21 protein-coding genes and 1 pseudogene are annotated in these 23,006 nt (G+C 56.3%); 13 read left to right on the top strand and 9 right to left on the bottom strand.

Annotated elements, in window-relative coordinates; genetic code table 11:
• Position 1: 1 nt before the first annotated feature.
• Genes IBT46_RS09725 through IBT46_RS27705 form a run of 5 tightly spaced genes read right to left on the bottom strand, consistent with a single transcriptional unit; the run spans position 2 to position 5,881 of the window.
• Entirely contained in the window at positions 2 to 1,705 is a 1,704-nt protein-coding gene (locus tag IBT46_RS09725) for an ABC transporter ATP-binding protein (protein WP_200545506.1), read from the bottom strand.
• A complete protein-coding gene (locus IBT46_RS09720) occupies positions 1,692 to 3,455 on the bottom strand; it encodes an ABC transporter ATP-binding protein (protein ID WP_200545505.1) in 1,764 nt (587 codons plus the stop codon). Before IBT46_RS09720 ends, IBT46_RS09725 begins: the two co-directional genes overlap by 14 nt.
• Before the next feature lie 18 nt (positions 3,456 to 3,473).
• Positions 3,474 to 3,875, bottom strand: coding sequence for a hypothetical protein (locus IBT46_RS09715; RefSeq protein WP_200545504.1), 402 nt, complete (start codon positions 3,873 to 3,875; stop codon positions 3,474 to 3,476).
• A gap of 15 nt (positions 3,876 to 3,890) precedes the next feature.
• Complete coding sequence (locus IBT46_RS09710; RefSeq protein WP_200545503.1) at positions 3,891 to 4,946, bottom strand: hypothetical protein; 1,056 nt, start codon at positions 4,944 to 4,946, stop codon at positions 3,891 to 3,893.
• Positions 4,947 to 4,981: 35 nt separating this feature from the next.
• Complete coding sequence (locus IBT46_RS27705; protein WP_146114107.1) at positions 4,982 to 5,881, bottom strand: helix-turn-helix domain-containing protein; 900 nt, start codon at positions 5,879 to 5,881, stop codon at positions 4,982 to 4,984.
• A 125-nt stretch (positions 5,882 to 6,006) separates the two neighbouring features.
• Here IBT46_RS27705 and IBT46_RS09700 point away from each other — a divergent pair, with 125 nt between their 5' ends.
• The 3 genes from IBT46_RS09700 to IBT46_RS09690 all read left to right on the top strand — a co-directional run bounded on the left by IBT46_RS09700 (position 6,007) and on the right by IBT46_RS09690 (position 9,259).
• Positions 6,007 to 8,031 carry a TonB-dependent siderophore receptor gene (locus IBT46_RS09700; protein WP_200545502.1) on the top strand — a complete coding sequence of 675 codons (2,025 nt, stop codon included), beginning with the start codon at positions 6,007 to 6,009 and terminating at the stop codon, positions 8,029 to 8,031.
• A gap of 299 nt (positions 8,032 to 8,330) precedes the next feature.
• Entirely contained in the window at positions 8,331 to 8,762 is a 432-nt protein-coding gene (locus IBT46_RS09695; protein WP_200545501.1) for a hypothetical protein, read from the top strand.
• The gene (locus IBT46_RS09690; RefSeq protein ID WP_200545500.1) at positions 8,753 to 9,259 is read left to right on the top strand and encodes an acyl-CoA thioesterase; all 507 of its coding nucleotides are present in this window, start codon (positions 8,753 to 8,755) and stop codon (positions 9,257 to 9,259) included. Before IBT46_RS09695 ends, IBT46_RS09690 begins: the two co-directional genes overlap by 10 nt.
• On the opposite strand, the gene fabG is transcribed toward IBT46_RS09690, so the two are convergent.
• Positions 9,245 to 10,003, bottom strand: a complete 759-nt coding sequence (gene fabG / locus IBT46_RS09685; RefSeq protein WP_200545499.1) for a 3-oxoacyl-ACP reductase FabG — start codon at positions 10,001 to 10,003, stop codon at positions 9,245 to 9,247. The genes IBT46_RS09690 and fabG overlap by 15 nt on opposite strands.
• Positions 10,004 to 10,403: 400 nt before the next feature.
• Between fabG and IBT46_RS09680 the strand changes: the two genes are divergently transcribed.
• The 8 genes from IBT46_RS09680 to IBT46_RS09645 all read left to right on the top strand — a co-directional run bounded on the left by IBT46_RS09680 (position 10,404) and on the right by IBT46_RS09645 (position 17,645).
• Positions 10,404 to 11,621, top strand: a complete 1,218-nt coding sequence (locus IBT46_RS09680) for a beta-ketoacyl synthase (protein WP_200545498.1) — start codon at positions 10,404 to 10,406, stop codon at positions 11,619 to 11,621.
• Position 11,622: 1 nt separating this feature from the next.
• The gene (locus IBT46_RS09675) at positions 11,623 to 13,128 is read left to right on the top strand and encodes an NAD(P)/FAD-dependent oxidoreductase (protein WP_200545497.1); all 1,506 of its coding nucleotides are present in this window, start codon (positions 11,623 to 11,625) and stop codon (positions 13,126 to 13,128) included.
• Positions 13,119 to 14,348, top strand: coding sequence for a beta-ketoacyl synthase (locus tag IBT46_RS09670; RefSeq protein ID WP_200545496.1), 1,230 nt, complete (start codon positions 13,119 to 13,121; stop codon positions 14,346 to 14,348). Before IBT46_RS09675 ends, IBT46_RS09670 begins: the two co-directional genes overlap by 10 nt.
• Positions 14,348 to 14,605 (top strand): acyl carrier protein, encoded by a 258-nt coding sequence (locus tag IBT46_RS09665; RefSeq protein WP_200545495.1) that lies wholly within the window; start codon positions 14,348 to 14,350, stop codon positions 14,603 to 14,605. Before IBT46_RS09670 ends, IBT46_RS09665 begins: the two co-directional genes overlap by 1 nt.
• Positions 14,606 to 14,671: 66 nt before the next feature.
• Positions 14,672 to 15,067: a hypothetical protein gene (locus IBT46_RS09660; RefSeq protein WP_200545494.1), complete on the top strand. Its 396-nt coding sequence runs from the start codon at positions 14,672 to 14,674 to the stop codon at positions 15,065 to 15,067.
• Positions 15,064 to 15,948 carry a carboxylesterase gene (locus IBT46_RS09655; protein ID WP_200545493.1) on the top strand — a complete coding sequence of 295 codons (885 nt, stop codon included), beginning with the start codon at positions 15,064 to 15,066 and terminating at the stop codon, positions 15,946 to 15,948. The genes IBT46_RS09660 and IBT46_RS09655 overlap by 4 nt, the downstream gene beginning before the upstream one ends.
• 117 nt (positions 15,949 to 16,065) lie before the next feature.
• Entirely contained in the window at positions 16,066 to 16,167 is a 102-nt protein-coding gene (locus IBT46_RS09650) for a YoaK family small membrane protein (protein ID WP_172606533.1), read from the top strand.
• 461 nt (positions 16,168 to 16,628) lie between these two features.
• Positions 16,629 to 17,645: a sensor domain-containing diguanylate cyclase gene (locus tag IBT46_RS09645; RefSeq protein ID WP_200545492.1), complete on the top strand. Its 1,017-nt coding sequence runs from the start codon at positions 16,629 to 16,631 to the stop codon at positions 17,643 to 17,645.
• 62 nt (positions 17,646 to 17,707) lie between these two features.
• Here IBT46_RS09645 and IBT46_RS27700 read toward each other — a convergent pair whose 3' ends face one another.
• A complete protein-coding gene (locus tag IBT46_RS27700) occupies positions 17,708 to 18,484 on the bottom strand; it encodes an OmpA family protein (RefSeq protein WP_370569428.1) in 777 nt (258 codons plus the stop codon).
• On the opposite strand from IBT46_RS27700, the pseudogene IBT46_RS09635 reads away from it, so the two are divergent.
• Positions 18,465 to 20,177, top strand: a pseudogene (locus IBT46_RS09635) (flagellar biosynthesis protein FlhA); the annotation flags it as partial. The gene IBT46_RS27700 and the pseudogene IBT46_RS09635 sit on opposite strands and share 20 nt — an antisense overlap.
• A gap of 556 nt (positions 20,178 to 20,733) precedes the next feature.
• Positions 20,734 to 20,892, top strand: a complete 159-nt coding sequence (locus tag IBT46_RS09630) for a hypothetical protein (RefSeq protein ID WP_172606527.1) — start codon at positions 20,734 to 20,736, stop codon at positions 20,890 to 20,892.
• 44 nt (positions 20,893 to 20,936) lie between these two features.
• Here IBT46_RS09630 and IBT46_RS09625 read toward each other — a convergent pair whose 3' ends face one another.
• A complete protein-coding gene (locus IBT46_RS09625; RefSeq protein ID WP_105590923.1) occupies positions 20,937 to 21,368 on the bottom strand; it encodes a PTS sugar transporter subunit IIA in 432 nt (143 codons plus the stop codon).
• Positions 21,369 to 21,407: 39 nt separating this feature from the next.
• Complete coding sequence (locus IBT46_RS09620) at positions 21,408 to 22,805, bottom strand: sugar porter family MFS transporter (protein ID WP_105590922.1); 1,398 nt, start codon at positions 22,803 to 22,805, stop codon at positions 21,408 to 21,410.
• Positions 22,806 to 23,006: the final 201 nt, after the last annotated feature.

Below are 23,006 nucleotides of genomic sequence, written 5' to 3'. Positions count from 1 at the left end.
TTTACTCCTGCTCCTGCCACATGCGCCGATAGATCCCCCCCTGTGCCAACAGTTGCTGATGGCTACCGCGTTCGACAATCTGGCCATGCTCCATGACCAAAATCTGGCTGGCGTACTCTACGGTGCGCAGGCGATGGGCGATGATCAACACCGTGCGGCCGCGCGCCAGACGGGTCAGCGCCTGCTGAATATCCGCCTGTGAAAGCGGGTCGAGCAGCGCCGTCACTTCATCCAGCAGGATCACCGGCGGGTCTTTCAGCATCATGCGGGCAATCGAAAGACGCTGCCGCTCACCACCCGACAATCGCTGTGCCCCTTCTCCCAAACGCGTGTGATATCCCTGCGGCAGCTGTTGGATAAATCCATCGCAGCACGCCTCACGGCAGGCGGCGATCACGTCGGCTTCGCTGGCATCCGGCCTGCCAAGGCGGACGTTATCCAGCACCGAGCCATCGAACAGCTGCACATCCTGGAAGACATAGCCAATACGCTGATACAGCGCGCGGGTACCAATCTGCGCCAGCGGCACGCCGCCGAGCGAAATTTCCCCCCGTTGCGGCTCACAGAAGCGCCCCAGCAGATGCAGCAGCGTGCTTTTACCGCTGCCAGACGGACCAACCAGCGCGGTGACGCTGCCTTCAGGCACAGCAAATGAAACACCCTGAATTGTCGGCTGTCGATCGTAACTAAAATGCACATCGGTAAAATGGATCGCATTGTTTTCCGGCAGCGGCGCGCAATTCTCTTCATTCAGCACCGGTTCGTCCATCAGCGCGTCCAGCCGCTGCTGCGACTGCCGCATCACGCTCATTAACGTGAAGTAAGCGGCAGCATCCAGCAGCGGCTCCAGCACTTTGATCGACACCAGAATAAACAGCAGCCAGGTCAGGGGATCGAGCGCCTGCTGTTGCAGCAGTCCTCCCGCCACGATAAACAGCACCACGAGTCCCAGTTCGGTAAACAGGCGGAACAGCTGCACCGCCCCGGCTCCCCAGGCTTCCAGCCCCATGCTGGCGCGGCGGATCTCACCGAACGCGTCGTCGAGCTTCGCCAGCATGTCCTGATGACGGTGGAACAGTCGCAGCGTTTTAATTCCGCCGATAAACTCGATCAGCAGCCCGGACACCCGCAGCAGCCGCTCGCTCTGTCGATGGGTGCCGCGCAGTAAAAAGTGAGATCCCCCCCACAGCAACAGCACTGCCAGCGGCAGCGGGGCAATCAGCGCCAGCGTTAGCGGCACGTTGATCGCCAGCAGGATCAAGATAAAAATCAGCGCGGTGCCGATCCCGGTCACCACTTCCGGCAGCAGATGAGAAAAAATCTGCTCGACCCGCATCATATGGTCGGTAAGCAGCTGAGTGGTGGCCCCGAGCCGGTGGCGCTGAAAGTAACCCAGCGGCAGCCGACGCAGCTGTTCCGCCGCCGCTTCACGGTAGCGCTGCATCACCTCGTAGCTGCCAACAAAGCACCAGAGCTGACCCACGTGGGAACACAACAGCTGAACCAGCAGGCAGGCCAGCAGTGCCGTCAGCAGCTGCGGCCAGTGCGACCAGCTTCCTGCCCCCGGCGTGATGTCGCCGATCGCCAGCCAGGCAATAAACAGTGGCGCAACCGTACACAGCTGGGCTATCAGCCTCAGCAACATCCCGGTCAGCACCTGACGGCGGCCTTCCGCACTGCGCTGAAGCGGACTAAGCATTGACATGGGTCTCTTCCTCACGGCGGATTTGCCACTGTGTCAGCTGAGACTGGCTGTGCCACATCTGTTGATAAAGCCGGTGCTCACTGAGCAGTTGCTGATGCGTTCCGCATCCGGTTAACCGCCCCGCTTCCATCACCAGCAGGCAGTCGGCCTGCTGAACGGCGAATAGCCGGTGAGCGATGGTCAGTACGGTAACCGTCGGGCGCTGCTGGCGGAGTTCCCGATAGAAGGCAGCCTCGGTGAGCAGATCGGCAAAAGCGGTGGCCTCATCAAGGATCAGCAGCGGCGTCTCCGCCAGCAGAGCGCGCGCGATGGCGATACGCTGGCGTTCACCGCCGGAAAGCCGCGCCCCGCCCTCGCCGATTGTTGTCGCCAGCCCCTGCGGTAATGCCTCGACAAAGGCACGCCCCTGAGCAATCTCCAGCGCCTGCCACAGCTGTTCATCGCTGGCCTGCGGCTGAGCCAGACGCAGGTTGTCGGCCAGCGAACCTTTGAACAGAAACACCTGCTGGCTGACCACCGCCAGCAGCGAGGAACGGGTGGCATCATCGATATCGGCCAGCTTCACATCGCCAAGCAGCACTGCCCCGCTCGTTGGCGGCAGCATCCCAGAGAGCAGCCCTGCAAGCGTTGATTTTCCTGCGCCGGATGGCCCCACCAGCGCATAAAATCCGCCGGGTTGCAGCGTCATATTCAGCGTATCTATCACCGTGCGCTGCTCGTAGCTGAAACTCAGATCGCGGGCGATCAGCGTAATACCGCTCTGCGAAGTCACCGTGGTGGCGGAATGTCCCTCTGAGGCATCATCAAGAAACGGTGCCATCCGGCTCAGACCGGCGAACAGTTCACGGATCAGCGAACCAAAAAAGGTCACGCGCAGCAGCGGTTTCAGCAGCCCGCTGCCGAGCATCAGGATCAACAGCAGCGCAGAAACCGACAGTGTTCCCTGGCTCACGCGCCACAATCCCAGCGGCAGCAAAATAAAGATGCTGGCATTCAGCAGCACCACAAACAGCGACCAGGCAGGAACCGCTCGCCGGGTAAAACGTACCACCAGCTGGTGATAGTCTCGCAGGCTGTCGTCCAGCAGGCGGAAAGAACGCGTATCCTGGCTAAATGCCTTCATCACCGGGATACCTCGCACATACTCCACAAGCGCCGAATTCAGTCGCTCGGTCGCCAGGTGATAGTCCCGGGTACGCTCGGCCATACCGCGCAGGCACAGACGCTGGGCGACAATTGCCAGCGGCACGGTCAGCAGCGCCGCCAGCGCCATTTTCCAGTCCAGCCAGAACAGAAAAAGTGCGGCAATCAGCGGACTGAATAACGCAGAGATCAGATCGACGGTGTGGTGGGCAATAAAGTCCTCCAGCCGCTGCACGTCGTTCATGATGATTTTGCGCAGGCTGCCCGCGCTGAAAGGGGCCAGCTGCATCAGCGGCAACCGGGTCAGGGCGCGGGCGATGCGCAGGCGGGTGTGATGCAGCACGCGGAAGGCGGCCAGATGGCTGAAATAGCCCGCCAGCGAAGCCAGCAGATATTTACACACCAGCGCCAGCGCCAGCCAGCCTCCCAGATGCAGCAGCGAACCGCCCTGCTGCTCCACGCCCACCGCCCGCCACAGCAGATACCAGGGCAATAACTCCAGCAATACGCTGCTGGCAGAGATCGTCAACGCCAGCAGCAGCGTTGATTTTTCCGCAGCAAGAAGCCGCCGCAGCGTCAGCAGCGGTGATACCGTTTCAACCGTCATAGTTTGTCCGAAGTGGGGTTAACTCAGATCCTGCAACCAGCGTTGCGCCTGCTGTTCGGCCTGCTCCCCGCTGGCAACAACTTCATAGGGATAAGGTATGGTGCGGGTGGTCAGATAGCGCAGCGCTTTACGCCACAGCGAACGGCGCTTAGCCTCATCCGGTTCAACCCTCACTGCGCCCCGGCAGTAGCGCTGCTGGGCAGCGCGCGTTTCGCTGCCCCATTTCTTATACAGGCGAAAGAAGTGGGCGGAATCTTTCGGCAGCTCCACGCCGCTGAAAATCAGCACGAACGGCTGCTGGCGATCGAGCACCGCCTGCAGCGCCGCGATGTGCTGCGGCGCATCCTCATCCGCCACGCGCTCGGGCATCACATAGTGCACCAGCGGCCAGGCGCGGGTATCAATCATCACTTCAGACATATCAAACCTCAGCAGCTAACGATAAGAAGAAGGATCGTAACGGGCGACAAACAGCCGCTGACCGGCGAACGCCATCGGCGAATCCGCCTGCGGCCAGCTTTGCAGCAGCGCAAAACCCGCCTGGCTCAGCATCTGCTGACAGCGATGCTCACAGTGCGCTTCCAGCTGCCCCACGCGTGCATGGGCCTGAACCGCAGCGGGAGTTACCCAGTGCAGCGGCCGCTCTGCGGTATTCTGTAGCAGCATCAGCACCGCACCCGGCGCCAGCCAGGGCCGCAGCTCGGCCAGCAGATGATCGGGGGAAGGCTGGTTGAGCAGGTCGCTGAGCACCACCGCATCATGCAGACTGTCGCCGGGCAGCTGGTCGGCCAGTGAACGTTCGCTATCCAGCGGCACCACCGAGGCGGCAACGCGGGTAAGGCAATCCTGCAGGCGCGGCGGCGTGTGGCCCAGCGCCAGCAGGCTGGGAACGTCGCTGCGACTCTCATCCAGCAGCAGGGGCAGCACGCTGACGGCGATGCCGGCAAAATAGTCGCTGATAATTCCCGGCATATGCAGCAGCTGATGCAGATTCAGATCCGGCCGCCAATCCTTCGCCAGCGACGGCGCGCGAAGCCAGTCTTCCATCTGCTGTGAACGGCTGAAGAGCGCTTCCGCCAGCGGCGTTGCATCGTCCAGCCAGTTCATTAGCTGCCGCAGGCGATGCCGTGCATCATCAATACGCTGTTCCAGCTGGTGCTCTGCGGGCGCACACGGTGACAGCGTCCAGATGTCATCGTCGTGGCTGTCCAGCAGCCCCTCATCAAGTAAGTGCAGATGCCAGCGCTGTAGCAGTTCGTCGAAGCAGGGGGCAATCCGCAGCTGCTGACGGCGATCGGCAATCTGCCAGCGATCTTCCGCACAAAATTCCAGCCGCATCAGACTGTGCAGCATCAGCAGCGGGGCCAGGCTTTCGCTTTCGGCGAGAAACGCCGCCAGCGCAGCGCGGCGACGATCGTCCGGCAGTTGCCCGGCTGCGTTACTTCCGGCACGCAGCCACGCGGGCTGCGGTTGATTGTTCTGGCTGTTCATCTCTACTCCCGTGCGGCTAAATGTGTCGTGGCGGCTCAGCCCGCCATGCGGACCTGCTGACAGCTGCTGCGATAGCGCCCCGGCGGCTGACCATACTGACGCTGGAAAAATCGCGTCAGGTGGCTGGCGTGGGCGAAGCCGCAGCGCAGGGCGATATCGCTCAGCGGCAGCGCGCTCTCTTCCAGCAGGTTTTGCGCCAGTTTTAGCCGACACTCAATCACGTAGTTCCATGGCGTGATGCCAAACATGGCGCGGAAGCCGCGTTTAAACGCCATCAGGCTCAGCCCGGCGGTGCGCGCCATTTCTTCAATCGACAACGGTTCGCTGGCCTGCTGGCGAATGACATCACGGGCGGCAATCAGCCGCTTACGCTCGCGGCTGGGCAGCCGGGATGCCGTCGGTAGCGGACGCGCTTCCTGCTGCGTTTGCAGCTGCCCTAACGCCAGCCACAGCGCATTCAGCGCCAGGCTTTCAAGATGCAGTGCAGCCAGCGGCGAAGCTTCATTCCATCCCTGCTGAATCGCCATCATCGTCGCCTTCAGCGGTTCGGTTAGCGCTGCGCTAAACACCTTCGGCTCATCACCGGGCACTCGCAGGCCGCACTCTTCCACCAGCGACAGCAGCTCCGGCGAGAAGTCGACGATCAGCAAATGGTAAAAGTGATGCCGAGGGAAAAAATCATAGCCCTGGCAGCGGCCGCTGGCGCAGGAGAGCCAGAAGCTGTCCGCGCAGTAGTGCTGAATCGCCTGCCGATTGAGGCGGAACCATCCGGCCCCCTCGCACATCATCACCAGCGACAGGTGAGCATCGCCCTCCCCGCGCAGTTCCAGATCGTCGGCCAGCGTGGCCTGCACCGAGGTTAAACGGATCTTCGGCGTCAGCTGCCAGCGCCGCATTCCCGACGTTGGCAGTTTAGCCAGCTGTGAATCAGACACAAGGCCCTCCGAGTGATAATGATTTTTATTTAGCTTTATCGTGCAATGTTCGTCCGTACTGTGCAACCGTTTTTCGCCCGCGCTCACGTAAGCTCGATTTTTTCTTTACTCACCGGGATGCCTCTATGCTTGTCTTGCGCCTTACTCCTTTGGTCATCAGCAGCCTGCTGCTCAGCCCCCTCGCGCTGGCCGCAGCGACCAACGACTCACCGTCAGATACGATGCTGGTCAACGCCAGTAAACAGTCACCGGACTCGGCTTCCGCAAAGAACGTTTCCTCGGTGAAGGTCAGTGCGGAAGAGCTGGCGCAGGCCAACGTGACGCGCACCGACGAGCTGCCGAAAGTGCTGCCGGGCCTGACGATGGGCAACAGCGGTAGCCTGATTTTCCAGTCGGTGTCGCTGCGCGGCATCTCGTCGGCGCAGGACTTCTATAATCCGGCGGTCAGCATTTACGTGGACGGCGTCCCGCAGATGTCGACCTATGCCATGCAGGCGCTGGGCGATGTGGAAAGCGTGGAGATGCTGCGCGGCCCGCAGGGAACGCTGTACGGTAAAAGCGCACAGGGCGGGATTATCAACATCGTCACCCGGAAACCGGATGACACGCCGCACGGCTATGTGGAAGGCGGCATCGCCAGCCGGGACGGCTATCACACCAAGGTGAATCTGAGCGGCCCGCTCGCCCCCGGCCTGCTGTACGGCAGCGCCACTCTGCTGCGCCAGGTGGATAACGGATCGATGACCAACCCGGCGACCGGCAGCGATAATCTGGGCGGATCGCGTACCAATCTGGGCGATTTCCGTCTGAGTCTGGCACCGGAAGACCAGCCGTGGGAAGCCAGCGTGGCGGTCAGCGAAGAGTGCACCCACGCCACCCAGGACACCTATCTGCCGTACGATAATGAAAAGAACCGCACGCTGGAAATCAGCGACGGCAGCGGCGATCCCCATCTGCGCCGCTGCACGCACAGCCAGTCGCTGAGCACCCAGTACCGTACCGAAGGCTGGCTGTTCAGTCTGATCGGTGCCTGGCAGCAGCAAAACTATCAGCGTGAATTCCCCTATTCGGCCTATAACGCCAGCCTGCCGGAACGCTGGAATCAGGACACCCAGGAGCTGCGCGCGGCCACCTTCGGCGGCAACACGCCGGTGGATATGGTGTTTGGTCTTTACCGTCAGAACAGCCGGGAAACGGTGGACTCCGCCTATACTTACAGCGGCATTCCAGTCAGCAGCACCCGTGGCTGGACCGCCAATGAAACGCTGGCGGCGTACAGCGATCTGACGTGGCACCTGACCGATCGTTTCGACCTCGGCGGCGGGCTGCGCTACTCCCACGACAGGTCCAAAACGGACTACAACGGCAGCAGTATGGGCTACGGCTGGGGCGACAAAGGGAAAACCCGCGACGACAATCTGCTCGGTCAGCTGTCGGCGGGCTGGCAGTTTACGCCCGAGCTGCGCGGCTATGTGCGCGTGGCGCAGGGCTACAAACCGGCCGGGTTCAGCATCCAGCCGACGCCGATGGTCAGCGCCGCGCCGTACGATGCGGAGAAGTCGATTAACTATGAAATCGGCACCCGCTACGAAGGCGATGCACTGCGGGTTCAGGGCGCGCTGTTCTACACCCACACCAAAAATCTACAGCTCTATTCCGGCCCGGTGGGCTATCAAAGCCTGAGCAACGCCGGTGCCGCCGATGCGACGGGCGCTGAACTGAGCGCGAGCTGGACGTTTACACCGGGATGGTCCTGGGATGTTAACGGCAACTGGGTACGTTCCGAGTTTACCGGCGACAGCGAGCTGTATGCCGATAACCGCGTCCCGTTCGTACCGCGCTTCAGCGCCGGAACCAGCCTGAACGGCATCGTCGACACGCCGTGGGGAGCACTGACCCCGCGCCTGGCGCTGAATCTGGTGGGTGAGCACTATTTTGACGGCGATAACACCCTGCGCCAGGGCAGCTATGCCACCACCGATATCCGCCTCGGCTGGCAGGCTACAGAGCGGGTGAACATTGCCGCTTATGTCGATAACCTGATGGATCGCCGCTACCGCACTTACGGCATCGTGCAGAACGGTGCGGCCTACGCCCAGGTAAACAATGGACGTACTGCGGGTCTGGATGTCCGGGTCGATCTGTTCTGATTGATAACTTACGGGGTGGTGATGTGTCCACCCCGTATTATCTGCCCCGGTATTATCTCATCATTAATTTCAACCCCAACTCCAATCCCAACATTTATTATCATTTACTTATAATTAGAATTACGCATTAAATATCAAACAACTCCAGCAATCACACCGCTTCCTAAAAAATGATTCACACTTATTTTCCAAAGAAAATACCCAACCCTTACAAAATAATGAAATCTCACCACATGACATCGGGCAATAGCCTAATATAGATATCCGACGCCATTTCACGACAAAAAACAGATTATCTGATGAGTATCATTGACAAGACTGTCTGCACCCAAAGGGAGAAGAAGATGCCCGGATTATCCGAAGAATTATCCCGCTTTGTCGTTTCACCGCCGCAATTAATTTGCCGGGAAGGCGAGCCGGATAAAATGTACTGTAGTTTTATTTTAACGGCTGAATTTTCCGGCTTTCGCGGCCATTTTCCCGATAACCCGCTCCTGCCAGGAATCGTACAAATTATGCTGGCCCGCTACACCGCTGCCGCAGGAAAGAGTGCGCAGCTGGCCGGCGTTAAACGCTGCAAGTTTTTACATCCAATAAAACCGGGGGAAACGGTGTCCGTTGCCGTCAAACCAGGCCGCCATACTGGCGAATACCAGGCGGTGATTTCCAGTAATGAGATAGATTGCACAAGCCTCGTTTTCGAACTGGAGCATACCGAGGCATGGCAATGACGCGATATCCCTATTTTACTTCATCGCACTGCCTTGACGGCAGTGCGGCACCAACACCTATTGAATACTGCGTTGACCGTATTGTGCGTTTTGACGAAGTGGACACGCTGGAAATTGTCTGGCACGGACACTATGCCAGCTACTTTGAAGATGCGCGCGTTGCGCTGGGAGAACATTTGGGTATCGGTTATTCCACGCTTTATCGGGAGCAGGTCCCGGCGCCGATTAAACAACTTTTTGTTAACTATCATCGCCCGCTGGCGTTCGCCGAACGCTGCCGGATAGTCGCTCGCCTGCACTGGAGTGAAGCGGCGCGGATGAACATGTCTTATAAAATTATTAACACACAGGGCGAGACGGTCGCAACGGGCTTTAGCGTGCAGATGTTTACATTAAAAACGGGAGAGTACCTGACCCAGCAGCCCGACTTCTATGCCGCATTTTGTCAGCGCTGGAAGCTGGGTCAGATCCCTCCGATGCTATCAGCCGGTAAATAATCCACCGTTAACGCCAATCACCTGGCCAGTAATATAGCTGGCCCCTTCAGAAGCGAAAAAGCTGACAACGGACGCCACCTCCTCGGGTTCGCCAACGCGGCGCAGTGGGATCGTATTGCTAATGCTTTCCAGCGGCAGCGCCGATGTCATATCGGTACTGATAAACCCCGGGGCCACGGCGTTAACCAGAATATTGCGGCGCGCCAGCTCAACCGCCAGTGAGCGAGTAGCACCAATTAACCCGGCCTTCGCAGCCGAATAGTTGACCTGGCCCGCAACGCCGGTTTGCCCGGCGGTGGAGGCGATATTGATAATGCGGCCCCCCCGCCTGCGCTGCATTGCCGGCAGCACGGTCGAGGTCACATTGTAAAAGCCCCCCAGATGCACCTGCAACACACGGTCCCACTCCTCACGCGTCATCATCGCCAGGACCTTATCGCAGGCGAAACCGGCATTATTCACCAGCACCGCAGGCGCGCCGAACTGCTCGATCAGCGGCTCCAGCACCTCACGGCATTGTTTGGCGTCAGAGACGTCAAAAGGCAGTAATCGACACTCCCCCCCGGCAGCGACGATTTCATCACGCAGCGCTTCGGCAGCAGCGTGCTCACGGCGGTAGTTCAACCAGAGTGAAAAACCCTCTCCGGCCAGCCTGCGCGCAACTGCAGCGCCAATTCCCCTACTCGCTCCGGTCACCAGAGCGACGTGGCACTCTGGCCTCTGTCGTGTTGCCGTTGTATCCATGTTAATTATCTCCTTCGTATACAGAACAGGGCCTATAAGCTACTCGATAATCATTTTAACTCTATTTAAAATTAAAAAATTATTACATTAGAATAATAATATTCATTAATTAGACACCACAGAAACATAAAAAATTACTTTTAATAAACGCAGCATTAATAATTAAAATGAAAAACGGCATAAAACGGTAAGATGCCAAAACAATATCTATTAATGATAAAGCACTTTAAACGATAACGAAATAGAGCCTTTTTACATCTGGCACTCAAGAGCATATTGCCAGAACGGGTTACTTGCAGACGTAAGCATATCCCCACGCAGGATTGCGGGGGTTCTATTGTGAATAGAATGATGCCTTGCGCATCGTATTAATATTCCATCATTCGAACAGGGAGTGGATATGTTACACCGTGTTGCTATTACCGGATTAGGGATTGTTTCCAGTATTGGAACCTCAGTCAGTGAAGTCACTGATGCGTTATATCACGGCCGTTCTGGCATCGTCATCGATCCTGTACGGCAGGATTTAGGCTTTAATTCACCGTTAACCGGTGCAATAAAAAACTTCTCTCCCCATTTTCCGCTAAACCGTAAACAACGTAAAACCACGCCGCAGTTCGTTGAATGGGCTGCTGAAGCCGCATTTTGCGCTCTGGATGATTCCGGCCTGTCACCCGATGACATTCGTAACGACCGAAGTGGATTGATTTTTGGCTGTGACTCCAGCGTCCTGGCCGGTATTGAACAGGCCAACCGCCTTGAAGAGGTGCGTGATACGTCACGACTGGGCAGTGGCCTGGTATTTCAATCGATGACCTCCACCACCACCATAAATCTCAATGCCATTCTGGGTACGCAGGGAGCAAGTTGGTCAATCAGCGGTGCCTGTGCCAGTAGCGGACACGCGGTAGGTCAGGCCGCAGACCTGATTATGCTTGGGCGCCAGGATCGCATCATTTGCGGCGGAGCGCAGGAAATCAACTGGCAGGCCACCTGTAGCTTTGATGGACTGGGCGCGTTTTCAACCCGCGTTGATAACCCGCAGTCAGCCAGTCGGCCGTTTGCTAAAAGCCGCGACGGGCTTGTACCCGGCGGCGGTGCCGCCGTTTTGATGCTGGAACGCTACGATCTTGCCGTTGCACGCAGGGCGCCGATCTGGGGAGAGATTCTCGGTTACGGCTTCTCCTCCGATGGTGAAAATATCGTCGCGCCGAGCCGCACCGGGCTGGGCCGCGCGATGCGTATGGCGCTGAAAAATGCCGAACTGATGCCGCAGGATATTTCCTATCTTTGTGCGCACGCTACATCGACCCCACTAGGGGATGCGATGGAAGCCGGCAATATTCTTGATATTTTTGGCGAGCGTGGCGTGCCGGTTTCTTCAACTAAATCCATGACCGGTCATGAATTGTGGATGAGCGGGGCCGCCCAGGTGGTGTACAGCTGCCTGATGGCAAGGAACGATTTTATGGCCGCCAACATTAACTTTGATGGGGCCGATGAAGACACTTCACATCTGGACATCATTACCGAAATCCGCCAGCGGCCGTTAACGTCAGCGCTGTGTAATTCGGCAGGTTTTGGTGGCACCAACTCCAGCCTGGTAATAGGTTTTTAATATGGCAACCAGACCTTCAGCCGTGATTATCGGGGCGGGCGCTTCAGGAATGGTGTCTGCGCTGCTACTCGCCATGCATGGTTATCGCGTGTCAATCGTCGAGCGAGCGAAAGAACCGGGCGTCACTCTGCGCGGCTTTCTGAAAAGCCGTGTCTACTTCGACAGCGGCGTTCACTTTGTCGGTGAACTGTCGCCACATGGCGTGTTAACCGCCTATCTGCGTTACCTGGGTATACGCGATCTGCCCAGCGTCGAGTTCGATCGTCACTGCTTTGAAACCGTGCGTTTTTCCGATCGCGGTGACTTTTCGCTGGCCGCCGATTACGACAAAATGCTGGCAGGCCTCTGTGCCGATTTTCCGGCAGAGAAAGAGGGAATCCATCGCTATATGGCCGACGTTAAGGCCGCCTATTATTCCTCTGCTTTTCACACGCTACAGGGCTCCCCCTTCAGGGATGAAACCGATCCTCGATGGCATATCCCACTACAGAACTATATTGCCGGTTTTATCCGCGATCCCTGGTTACAGTCCCTGCTGGCGATCCCCTGCCTGTACCATGGCGTTTCACCTGAGAACGTCTCTTTCCTGCAGCACGCCCGCGTGGCAGGGACGCATTTTGGCGGCGTCCGTACCTTTGCTCAGGGTGGGCTGTCGCTGGTTAAGGCGTTCGAACAGCGCCTGGCTGAAGAAGGTGTCGTGCTGCATTGCAATCGTCGCGCCGTGCAGATCCACTGTAAATCTGACGGTACGCTGAGCGAAGTCGAACTGGATAACGGCGAGCGTCTGGGCTGCTCTGTCGTTATTTACACCGGGCACCCGGGTTTTCTGCCGCAGATGTTGCCAGAAAAAGCGCTGCGCCCGGCGGCGGTGAATCGCATGAATCAGCTCTACGATGGCATGTCGGCACATCTGCTGTATCTTTCCGGTGGAACCGAGCCGCCGCCGCTGCTGGATAAAAAGAATCTTCTTTACTGTCAGCATGCCCGGTCATTTACCGAAGCTTTTAAACCTCATCACCGGGGTACTTCGGGGCCGTTTTATATTATGCCGGGTCCGTCAGTGCTTAATCGCGAAAGTGGACTATTTGATTCCGTTGATTTTGTTGCGACGATCCCCTGTGACGCTGCGGAATACCGTGCGTTTTACGGCACCGGCAGCGGCAAACGCCCCTCCGCCTACCGGACGCAGAAAAAGCAGCGTCTCAACGCGCTTTACGCCTCATTATGCCGGTCCGTACCTGAAATCGAGGGATTGAGACTGGTGGACGGTGCCACTCCCGCGACATTACAAAAGTATCTCTATTCACCGGGCGCGGGAATGTACGGCGTAGCACACGATATAACGCAGTTTAATCCGCTGCCGGTGACTCGCGTTGCTGGCCTGTTCGTGGCTGGCCAGGCGGTGACCGGCCCGGGGGTGATGGGCGCGACGATTTCAGCGTTTCTCGCCTGTGGCTATTTGCTGGATCACCAGAATCTACTGAACGGAGTCAGAGCATGCCGTTAAGAAGAGTCGTTATCACCGGTGTGGGTGCCGTATCTCCTTTCGGTGCCGGTGCAGAGAAAATGATGGCCGCCTTAACCCGTGGTGAATCGGGGATCGGCCGCCTGCCGCAGCACGACTACAGCGATACGCAGGACGTGCCGCAAGTTGCCGGGCGCGTCCCGCGTCTCGACACAACCCGTATTCCACGCCGCCATCGTCGCACAATGTCCCCGATGTCATGCTGGAGCCTGCTGGCCGCAGAGGAAGCGTTGGCACAGGCTGCCTTTCCTCGCGAACGGCTGTCCGATCCGCGCTTTGGCGTTATCGTGGGTTCAACAATGGGCAGCATTGATACCTGGCGTTCTATTTTTGAAAACTACCTGGTTGCCCGTCAGTTTGCCGCCGTTAAAGCGCGCGACTTCTTCCGCATTATGGGCCATTCCGTCGCGTCAAATCTGGCGCAGGCACTGGATATTACCGGCCGGGTGATGGCAGTAACATCAGCCTGCGCCTCCAGCGCCCAGTCGATCGGTATGGCCTATGAGGCGATTGCCTGCGGCCTGCAGGATGCGATGCTGTGCGGCGGAGCCGATGAATTCCATCCGCTGACGATTGCAACATTCGATCATATGGCTGCCGCTTCAAGAGGCTTCAACGAGCATCCTCACGCCACGCCACGTCCGTTTGATCAACAGCGTGACGGCGTGGTCTGTGCAGAAGGCGCCGGGATACTGCTGCTGGAATCCCGCTCAAGGGCCCTGGCGCGAGGCGCGACGATTCTGGCAGAAATTACCGGGTTTGCCTCCGCCAGCGATGTGTCGAGTATTGCTAATCCTGACCCGTTACCGCTTCGCCGCTGTATGCAGCAGGCACTGAACAACGCCCGGATCCCGGTAGATGCCTTGAGCTACATTAACGCCCACGCCACCGGCACACGGTTAGGCGATATCGCCGAAAGCGAGGCGATTGCCGGGCTGTGCGGAAAACTGGTCCCGGTGTCCAGCCTGAAAGGGCATCTGGGGCACACCATGGCGGCCAGTGGCGCACTGGAGCTTATCGCCTGCATCGGCATGCTTCAGCAGGGGATGCTGATCCCTACTCTCAATCTTGATAATCCCGATGATCAATGCGACAGCATTCGACACGTCAACGGGCTCACCACTACGCCGGTGCAACACGTACTGAAAAACAGTTTTGCCCTTGGGGGCATTATTTCAACCCTGATATTAAGGAAAATATAATGGATAAGAACGCACTGAAGGAAAAAGTTAATCAGATCCTGGCTGAGGAATTTGAACTGGAGCTGAGCGATCTGCATCCGGAAGCAAAGCTGTACGAAGATCTGGGACTGGACAGCCTGGACGCTGTCGATATGGTCGTCGCCTTCGAAAAAGCGTTTGCTATCAATATTGGTAAGAATACCGAGCTGGTCAGCATTAAAACGCTCGGTGAACTTCAGGAGTTTATCTTAAAAACTTCAATGGCGCAGGCAGTCTGATTATTACGAGGAGCACGGATGATATTCCCCTTATCGGCGCAGAGCCTGATCCCTCATCGCGAAGGAATGTGTTGTATCGACAGTATTCTCAGTATCGAGGGGCCGCGAGTACAGGCATCCGTAAAACTGCATGCCGATCATCTGTTGTTAGATGAAAACGGTACGCTCGACCGCTGCGGTTACATTGAACTTGCGGCTCAGGCAGCCTGTGCGTTAAAGGGTGTCGACGCCGCCAAAGGCCGGGAGTCTGCAACTGCACTGCTGGCCTCGGTCAATAATTTTCAGCTCTTTGACGACGCAGGAACAGGAGAAACGCTGCTGATTTCTGTCGCCATTACGACTGAACTTGCTGACCTGTCCATGCTGGAATTCAACGTTGCCTGCGGGCAACGTTTACTGGCCCGTGGAGAATTAAAAGTGTTTTATCAGGCAGATAATGAACGGAGTATCACGGCACAATGACCACTGCTATTTTTCACCGGGGAAGCCGTATCGCCGTGCTGTTAATTCACGGACTTACCGGTACGCCAAAAGAAATGGACTCCATCGCGATGCGCCTGCATCGCTATGGATTTACCGTTTCTATTCCCGTGCTGCCGGGCCACTGCTCGGATATGAACGCGCTGTTGAAAACGACCCGGCTGGACTGGCTGCGGGAAATCGCCGCGGAATATAAGCGGCTGACTGAAGAAGGCTATCAGGTTTTCGCCGGTGGGCTGTCAGCCGGAGCATCAATGGGGATTATTCTTGCTCATCATTTTCCGGATATGCGCGGGCTGGCGCTCTACGCCATCACGCTGAAATGTAACGGCTGGGCGGTATCAAAATTCTCATTTATGCTGCCGCTGTTGCTTAAAATCCCGCTGTTTCGCAACAACTATCACTTTCAGGAAGCACCGCCGTATGGCATTAAAAACGAGCAGCTGCGCGAGCGCATCGTGCTGAAACTGCAAAGCGGGGACAGTTCGGCCGCCGGCCACACCAACACACCGGGAGTGATGCTGCGCGAGGTACTGCGCCTTGCCGGGGAGGCAAAAAAAGTGATGCCGACAACCCGAGTGCCGGCCCTGTTAATCCACGCGCGTGAGGACGACGTGACGGATATTTCCAATTCCCGTTACGTTGAACGGCACTACGGTGGTAAAACCGAATTTATTCAACTGGAGGAGAGTTATCATCTGGTGACCATCGATCAGGAGCGTCAGCAGGTAGCAGAGGCCACCGCGCGCTTCTTTTATCAGCAGCTGGATGAGCATGAACGCCAGCAGCTTGCCGCGTCCGCACGCAAGAAAATTCCGGGTATCGAATCGCAGCCGGAACCAGGGGGTAATCTGAAAAAGTAGGCTGTCGGGCTGCTTTCAGCGATCGTCAGCAACGGCGCCTGTGCTATCATCGCCGCCAGCGTGCCGTTTCAGCGAACGGTGCAACACTCTTTCAGCCCCCTTCAAAGGTATGCAGCCGTGAATAAAAGAGCGATAGCCCCTACCGTTATCTTTATTGCCGCAATGGCGTTTTTGGTATGGTTTATCGCTTCCGGCGCGGCAATGCCCGGCAGTCAGTAAGCGGTAACGGCAAACTGGTTGGACCAATATTGAATGGCACAAATCTGATAACGCCATTAATTAACACAATATATCTGCGTTGATACCTGTACGTATTGATCATTGCGTGTATAAATTGCATAATTTTTTTCATCTGTAATTATGCATTTCTGAATACGTTTACGCTTTTTTTACCAAATAAAGTCGATTTGCTCCGGCACTTAAGCTGGCCAATCACAACACTGATGTTTTTCACGCGCAGATTGCCCCGCTATCAGGGCAGCAGGCGCTTACGGGTCGTTATAATTACGCCTGTCATTTTTTGCCGTTTTATAACAAAACTTACTGAATTTAGAGAATTTAATAACGTTATACGCTTCCGCATATTCATATATATAGCGAGAAGGCAGCCCGATTTCTATTTGTAAATTTAGCCTCTGCTTTCAGGGGCATGCTTGACCTCACTACCAGGAAAAAGATCTATGTCCGAAAACTTGATTGAACGTATTTCAACGGCGCTGGGATCGGAAAGAACGCTGGAAGGTTTTGTGCGCCAGCTGCTGGAAATGCTCGAACTGGTTACCGATATGGAATCAACCTACCTGACGCATATTGATGATGCCAAAGGGCTTCAGCATATCCTGTATGCCCGTAACACGCAGAAAATGCAGATCCCCGAAGGCCTGTCGGTGCCGTGGCAGGATACGTTGTGCAAACGCGCGATGGAAGATGGCCGCAGCTTCACCAACGATGTACCCGGCGTTTGGCCCGATTCTGAAGCCGCCAAAGCGCTGGGTATCACCACCTACCTCAGTACGCCAGTCATGCTGGGCGACGGCGTTTTATACGGCACGCTCTGCGCCGCCAGTGCGCAAAGCCATCCACTGTCCGATCGTGCGGAACAGATTATCCACCTGTTTGCCGAACTGATCGGCCAGTACATTCGTAAAGAGCAGCTGCTGCAGGAGCTGCGCGAAGCCAACGATGCGCTGACCGCCGTCAGTATGACCGATGAACTGACCGGGCTACCCAATCGTCGTTCCGTGTTCAACCATCTGCCAAAACTGTTTGCCGCGGCGGCCATAGAGGAACGCTCGGTGCTGGTGGCCTTTGTCGATCTCGACGGTTTTAAAGCCATTAACGACAGCTACGGCCATGAAAGCGGCGATCGGTTCCTACAGTCGATTGCCCAGCGGCTGCGTCAGTTTGCCGGGCCGGAAGATATCATTGGTCGCCTGGGCGGGGATGAATTTATCATCGCCAGTCTGGGGCCGCAGATCGACGCCGTCAGCGACGATCACGTGCAGACGTTTAAAGCACAGCTGGCGGAGAAACTAACAGGAAGGTATGAGCTTCGCGGCAATCTGATTGATTACGGCGGTGCCAGCCTGGGGGTTATCGCGGCAAATCCGCTGGCCTGTACGCCGGACCTGGCGGTCCACGATGCGGACAGCAGCATGTATCAGGATAAAATACGCCGCAGGCACGTGCAGCATTAAGAAAACCGGCGGCAAATTGCCGCCGGCTGAGCCCAGCTCTCTGACTCAAGGCACTGACAGAATCACTGCAGGCGTTCGGCAATCGGTTTAACTACCTTGACGCCGTTACGCCCGTAAAATTGATACAGCGTGTCCGATGCTGACTGGGTCAGCACCATGATCTCGATACGGCGGTTACGGGCCGACAGCGGGTTCTTCGGGTCCAGCAGCATGCGATCCGCCATCGCGTTCACCTGCAGTACTCGCTTCGCCTCCAGCCCTCCTTTCTCCAGCACCGTTCTGGCCGCCAGCGCGCGATCGCCGGACAGATTCCAGTTGTTGTATCCGGCGTTATCACGGTAGTTAGCCGCGTCGGTGTGGCCGTTGATGATCACCTTGTTATCAATACGGTTAAATACCGGGGCCAGCTCGCTAAGCAGCCGAGTAAAGAAAGGGGTCATCTGCGCACTCCCGCGTTCGAACATCACCCGATCGTCGTCGTCCTGCAGCAGAATGCGCAGGCCCTGCGGGACTTTTTCCAGCGTCAGATTACCCTGCGCGTTTAACTCCGCCGTGATACGGGCTATCGCCTCACCCAGTTCATTGAGCTCGCGATCCGAACGCGACAACACATTTTCCAGCGACTCCGGCTGCGACGCTTCCTGCTCCGCGGATTCGCTCGACTCGGCGGCTTGCACAGGCAGGCTGGTCATAATGGGCGCAGGACCGGCAATCGCCGCCGGATCGCTAATCGGGCTGAATACCGTGCCGTCAAAAATCGAGGTCCCGTTCAGGTTAGCGACAATCTCCTGCCGCTCCTCTTTTGACACCGCGCCCACAATCAACTTCGTGGTGGTCACCAAAGGGGCCGAGCGTATTTCCGAAGTGTCGGCACGCTTCACCCTCGACGCCCTGCCCGGTAAGCAGATGGCGATTGATGCCGATCTCAACGCCGGGCTGATTAATCAGGAGCAGGCGCGCATTCGCCGCAAGGACGTCGCTAACGAAGCCGACTTCTACGGTGCGATGGACGGCGCCTCGAAGTTTGTGCGCGGCGATGCCATTGCCGGGATTATGATTCTGATCATCAACGTGGTCGGCGGTATTCTGATCGGGATTTTCAAGCACAATCTGGATGCCGGCCAGGCGTTCGATCAGTACGTGCTGCTGACCATCGGTGACGGCCTGGTGGCACAGATCCCTTCCCTGCTGCTGGCAACGGCGGCGGCGATTATCGTTACCCGCGTCAGCGATGACGACAGCAGCGGAATTTCCGACGATATTCACCGCCAGCTGATGGCTAAACCCGCCACGATTTATACCGCCGCCTTCGTGATGTTCGTACTGGCGATTGTGCCCGGCATGCCGCATCTGGTGTTCCTGGTGTTTACCGCCCTGCTGGTGTTTACCGCCTGGCGACAAAGCAAGGTTATCGAAAAGCCCGCGCAGAGCGAGCAGGATATCGCTGCGCTGACCAGCGCGCTGGACGACAGCGATAGCGTAAACGTCTGCTGGGAAAGCATCCCGCTGATTGAGCCGCTGGGGCTGAACCTCGGCTACAAGCTGGTGACGCTGGTGGATAAATCGAAGGGTAATCCACTGACTCTGCGCGTGCGCGGCGTACGCCAGGTGGTGTCAGAAACCAGCGGCGTGCTGCTGCCGGAGATGTCGATTCGCGAAGACTTCCGCCTGAAGCCGGCGCAGTATGCGATCAAGGTGAACGGCGTGCGCACGGCGGTGGGCGAGGTTCATCCGGATCGTCTGATGGCGATCCCAACGGCGGAACAGTACGGCGAGATCGACGGCGTGCTGGATACCGATCCCGCCTACGGCCTGGCCGTCACCTGGATCACCCCGGAAATGAAACCGCAGGCGCTGAACCTCGGGTATCAGGTGGTGGACTGCGCCAGCGTTATCGCCACGCATATTAACCGGGTCACCCGCGAGCATCTGCCGGAGCTGTTTAACTATGACGATATCACCCAGTTGAATCTGCGCCTGTCGGGTACGGCACCCAGACTGGCTGAAGATCTCAACGCCGCGCTGAACTACAGCCAGCAGCTGAAGATTTACCGCCTGCTGCTACAGGATCAGGTTTCGCTGAAGGACATCGCCACCATTGCCACCACTCTGGTAGAAAGTGCGGCGATCACCAAAGATGCGATTCTGCTGGCCTCCGATGTGCGCTTCGCCCTGCGCCGGGCGATGGTGGCGGCGATAGCGCCTGACAGCAAGCCGCTGTCGGCCTACACGCTGGACAATACATTGGAAAACCTGCTGCTGGGGTCCCTGAACCAGGCACAGCAGGCCGGAAAAGTCAGCCTGGACAGCTTCCCGGTCGATCCGAATATTCTGACCCAGCTGCAAACCACGCTGCCGGTGGTGCTGGAACAGCTGAAGGCGCAGAACCTGACCTCCGTGCTGCTGGTCACGCCGCAGCTGCGGCCGCTGATTGCTCGCTACAGCCGCCTGTTCGCCGCCGGGCTGCACGTGCTTTCCTATAACGAAGTGCCGGATGAGGTGGATCTGCGCATTGTGGGTACGGTGAGCTGACAAAGCGGCACGGAACTTTCCCGCAGCAAAAGAATGGGGGCATAAATTCGTCAATGTGGGTGAAACCGGTGCATCCTTAATTAAGATTATTCGTGCTGCATAAACGGTCACCACCTGCGAAAATTTCCACGGCGGTAAAATACGCGATGACAAATCGGTTCACCGTGGATTGACGAATCAAATTCCCAGAAACGTCTGAATCTGTATCTGCCTGAAGGCAATGGACCGAAAGGTTGCGGCGGTTCACAGTGGTTAAGACCATCCCAGGGTATATATCAGCCTGCGGAGACAGGTTTCTCTCTGGAGTGGAATCAGGATTGAGTACGGATTCGATGCAAAAATAGCGCCATGCCTTGCCGCGCGATCGGACACCTGCCGTTCTGGCAGATTCGGTTATCAGTTGCGTTAAGGCTTCACGAAAAAAACAAAAATTATCCACCACTAACTTATTGATAAATAATAAATCACCTCATAAACAATGATAATTATTTTTTAACTGGGGTGGCATTTCAGCAAAGTCAGTATAGGATTATTCTCAATAGAGAAAGGAGTCAGCATGTCAACATTTTCCATCATTTCCCTGCCGATGTTTGCGGTCGGGCTGGGTTTAATGACGCAATTTTACAGCAAGAAAGATCTCAACTTCCTGGTACCCGGTGTGGTACTGATGACCGCAGGGCTGGTGAATACGTTAATTGGTATTGGCATGAGCTGAGGGAAGAAAACCCATAGATACTCTCGTACCTATGGGTGAGGATATTATTTCCGGTTAAGAATTCTCAGGAAATCTTTTTCACTGGAAATTAATGACAGTGCATTTGAGATAATTTCATCGCTAAAGATTGAGGCCACATCACGCAGGACATCGATGTGCTCTTTTTCTTTGGCTATTACGCCAATTGCAATAAACATGACGTTATTCCGATCCCAGATCACGCCATCCGGGAACTGGAAAATCTCAATGCCGGTTTTCACGATGATATGATTTTCCGACTTCGGTAAATGCGGCAGGGTGATGCCGTTGCCGAGGAAAGTCGAAACCTGGTGCTCCCTTTCATTCAGAAAAGCCACGCAGTCCTGGCTTACATACCCTTTAGCCTTAAACTCTTTGCCGACCATCTCTAACACTTCGGCTTTGTTTTTTGCCTGCCGTCCAAGATGCAGGTTTTCAACGGTAATAATATCAATCATAGTCCGCCTCCTTTTTATTGAATCCACACTATCACGCTATCAGTTTCCGGCAGACAGTTCTTCTTCCAGCTGCTCCAGCGATTTGTTGGAGGTTTCAGGAAGTGCCTTGACGACGAACAGAATGGCCAGATAGTTAATAACGGCGAAGATCAGGAAGACAGGACCCAGACCCAGTTTTGCCTGCAGTACCGGGAACAGATAGCTGACGATCGCGTTCATCACCCACATAAAGAAGACTGAAATACCCATCGACAGGCCGCGAACTTTCAGCGGGAACAGTTCAGCCAGTACCACCCAGGTCAGGAAGCCCATGGTGCCCTGCATGACGCCAACGAAGATCGCCCCCAGCAGCCAGATAACGGTGGCTTTCATATCTCCGACCAGGAAGTAGTCGGCACCGGCAATAATCAGGTGCAGCGTTGCCATCAGCGCAAAACCGTAGACGATCAGCGTTTTACGTTTGAAGCGGTCAACCAGATACATTACGCCAAAGATCATACCGCCGACGGAGAAGACGCCGTTCAGCACGTTACAGATCAGCGACATTTTTTCGGAGAAGCCGGCGGTTTTCAGGATTTCCGTGCCGTAATACATAATGACGTTAACGCCGGTGGTTTGCTGCAGGGCGGCCCAGGCAATACCCACCAGAATCAGTTTCATGATCCACGGCGTGCTGAAGATCACCGAAGTGGCGCTTTGCGTGTGCAGCTTCTTCTCTTTTTCAATCTCAATTAAGGTGATGATGTCCTGGTATTCCTGCACCGCGCGTGCTTCAGGACGGATCTGTTTTAAAATCGCCAGCGCTTCTTCCCGGCGGTTTTTACTGATTAACCAGCGCGGACTTTCCGGTGCACGCCACATACCGATTAACAGGAAAATGGACGGCAGCGCCTGTACCAGCAGCATGTAGCGCCAGACCTCCGGCAAATGCCCCCAGATAAGGCCGATTACCGCGTTCACCGCAAAGGCGGCCAGCTGGCCAATAACAATCGCGACTTCATTCAGCCCGGTTAGCCTGCCGCGCATTTCCGTTGGGGCGACTTCCGAAATAAAGGTTGGGGCAGTTACCGAGGCTCCCCCTACGGCGAAACCGAGGATAAATCGGGCAATAAGCAGGCTGGTGACGTTCGGGGCGGCGGCGGATAAGATTGCGCCAATAAAGAAGACAAAGGAGAGATAAATCAGGTACTTTCTGCGGCCGAAGAAGTCAGCCAGCTTACCGCCACCGACACTGCCGAGTGCAGCACCAATCAGCAGGACGCTCATCACCAGACCTTCGGTGTCCGGCGTCAGAGCCATGTTTTCTTTTAATGAAGAAAAGGCACCATTAATAACACCGGTATCATAGCCAAACAGCAGGCCGCCGAACGTTGCTACTAATGTTATCTGATGTAATCGTTTTCGTTGTTGCGTATTAAGATTCATCAATAAAGACATATACATATCCTTTCATTAAATGACTCGCAAACCCCGGAAATTTAATAAAGTAATACCTCACCGCCTCATTTATGAGGAAATGAAATTTTTCCTGGCGTTTTTAAGCAGGGTAAAGGGTTCTATTTAATAATTAAAAAATACGAAATAACCAACCTGGCACGATAATAAAACTTAGTGTTACTCCCCCTGATACATTTTACT

This window comes from Erwinia sp. S38, assembly GCF_016624545.1.
GTDB classification, from domain to species: Bacteria; Pseudomonadota; Gammaproteobacteria; order Enterobacterales; family Enterobacteriaceae; genus Erwinia; species Erwinia coffeiphila.
The sequence above is the reverse complement of the archived record's forward strand: the minus strand, read 5'-3'. Positions and strand labels throughout refer to the sequence as shown.

Coding starts and splice junctions, on each gene's coding strand:
- IBT46_RS09725 (WP_200545506.1), bottom strand. CDS start 1,705: ATGTCAATGCTTAGTCCGCTTCAGCGCAGTGCGGAAGGCCGCCGTCAG.
- IBT46_RS09720 (WP_200545505.1), bottom strand. CDS start 3,455: ATGACGGTTGAAACGGTATCACCGCTGCTGACGCTGCGGCGGCTTCTT.
- IBT46_RS09715 (WP_200545504.1), bottom strand. CDS start 3,875: ATGTCTGAAGTGATGATTGATACCCGCGCCTGGCCGCTGGTGCACTAT.
- IBT46_RS09710 (WP_200545503.1), bottom strand. CDS start 4,946: ATGAACAGCCAGAACAATCAACCGCAGCCCGCGTGGCTGCGTGCCGGA.
- IBT46_RS09700 (WP_200545502.1), top strand. CDS start 6,007: ATGCTTGTCTTGCGCCTTACTCCTTTGGTCATCAGCAGCCTGCTGCTC.
- IBT46_RS09695 (WP_200545501.1), top strand. CDS start 8,331: ATGAGTATCATTGACAAGACTGTCTGCACCCAAAGGGAGAAGAAGATG.
- IBT46_RS09690 (WP_200545500.1), top strand. CDS start 8,753: ATGGCAATGACGCGATATCCCTATTTTACTTCATCGCACTGCCTTGAC.
- fabG (WP_200545499.1), bottom strand. CDS start 10,003: ATGGATACAACGGCAACACGACAGAGGCCAGAGTGCCACGTCGCTCTG.
- IBT46_RS09680 (WP_200545498.1), top strand. CDS start 10,404: ATGTTACACCGTGTTGCTATTACCGGATTAGGGATTGTTTCCAGTATT.
- IBT46_RS09675 (WP_200545497.1), top strand. CDS start 11,623: ATGGCAACCAGACCTTCAGCCGTGATTATCGGGGCGGGCGCTTCAGGA.
- IBT46_RS09670 (WP_200545496.1), top strand. CDS start 13,119: ATGCCGTTAAGAAGAGTCGTTATCACCGGTGTGGGTGCCGTATCTCCT.
- IBT46_RS09665 (WP_200545495.1), top strand. CDS start 14,348: ATGGATAAGAACGCACTGAAGGAAAAAGTTAATCAGATCCTGGCTGAG.
- IBT46_RS09660 (WP_200545494.1), top strand. CDS start 14,672: ATGTGTTGTATCGACAGTATTCTCAGTATCGAGGGGCCGCGAGTACAG.
- IBT46_RS09655 (WP_200545493.1), top strand. CDS start 15,064: ATGACCACTGCTATTTTTCACCGGGGAAGCCGTATCGCCGTGCTGTTA.
- IBT46_RS09645 (WP_200545492.1), top strand. CDS start 16,629: ATGTCCGAAAACTTGATTGAACGTATTTCAACGGCGCTGGGATCGGAA.
- IBT46_RS09630 (WP_172606527.1), top strand. CDS start 20,734: ATGTCAACATTTTCCATCATTTCCCTGCCGATGTTTGCGGTCGGGCTG.
- IBT46_RS09625 (WP_105590923.1), bottom strand. CDS start 21,368: ATGATTGATATTATTACCGTTGAAAACCTGCATCTTGGACGGCAGGCA.
- IBT46_RS09620 (WP_105590922.1), bottom strand. CDS start 22,805: ATGTCTTTATTGATGAATCTTAATACGCAACAACGAAAACGATTACAT.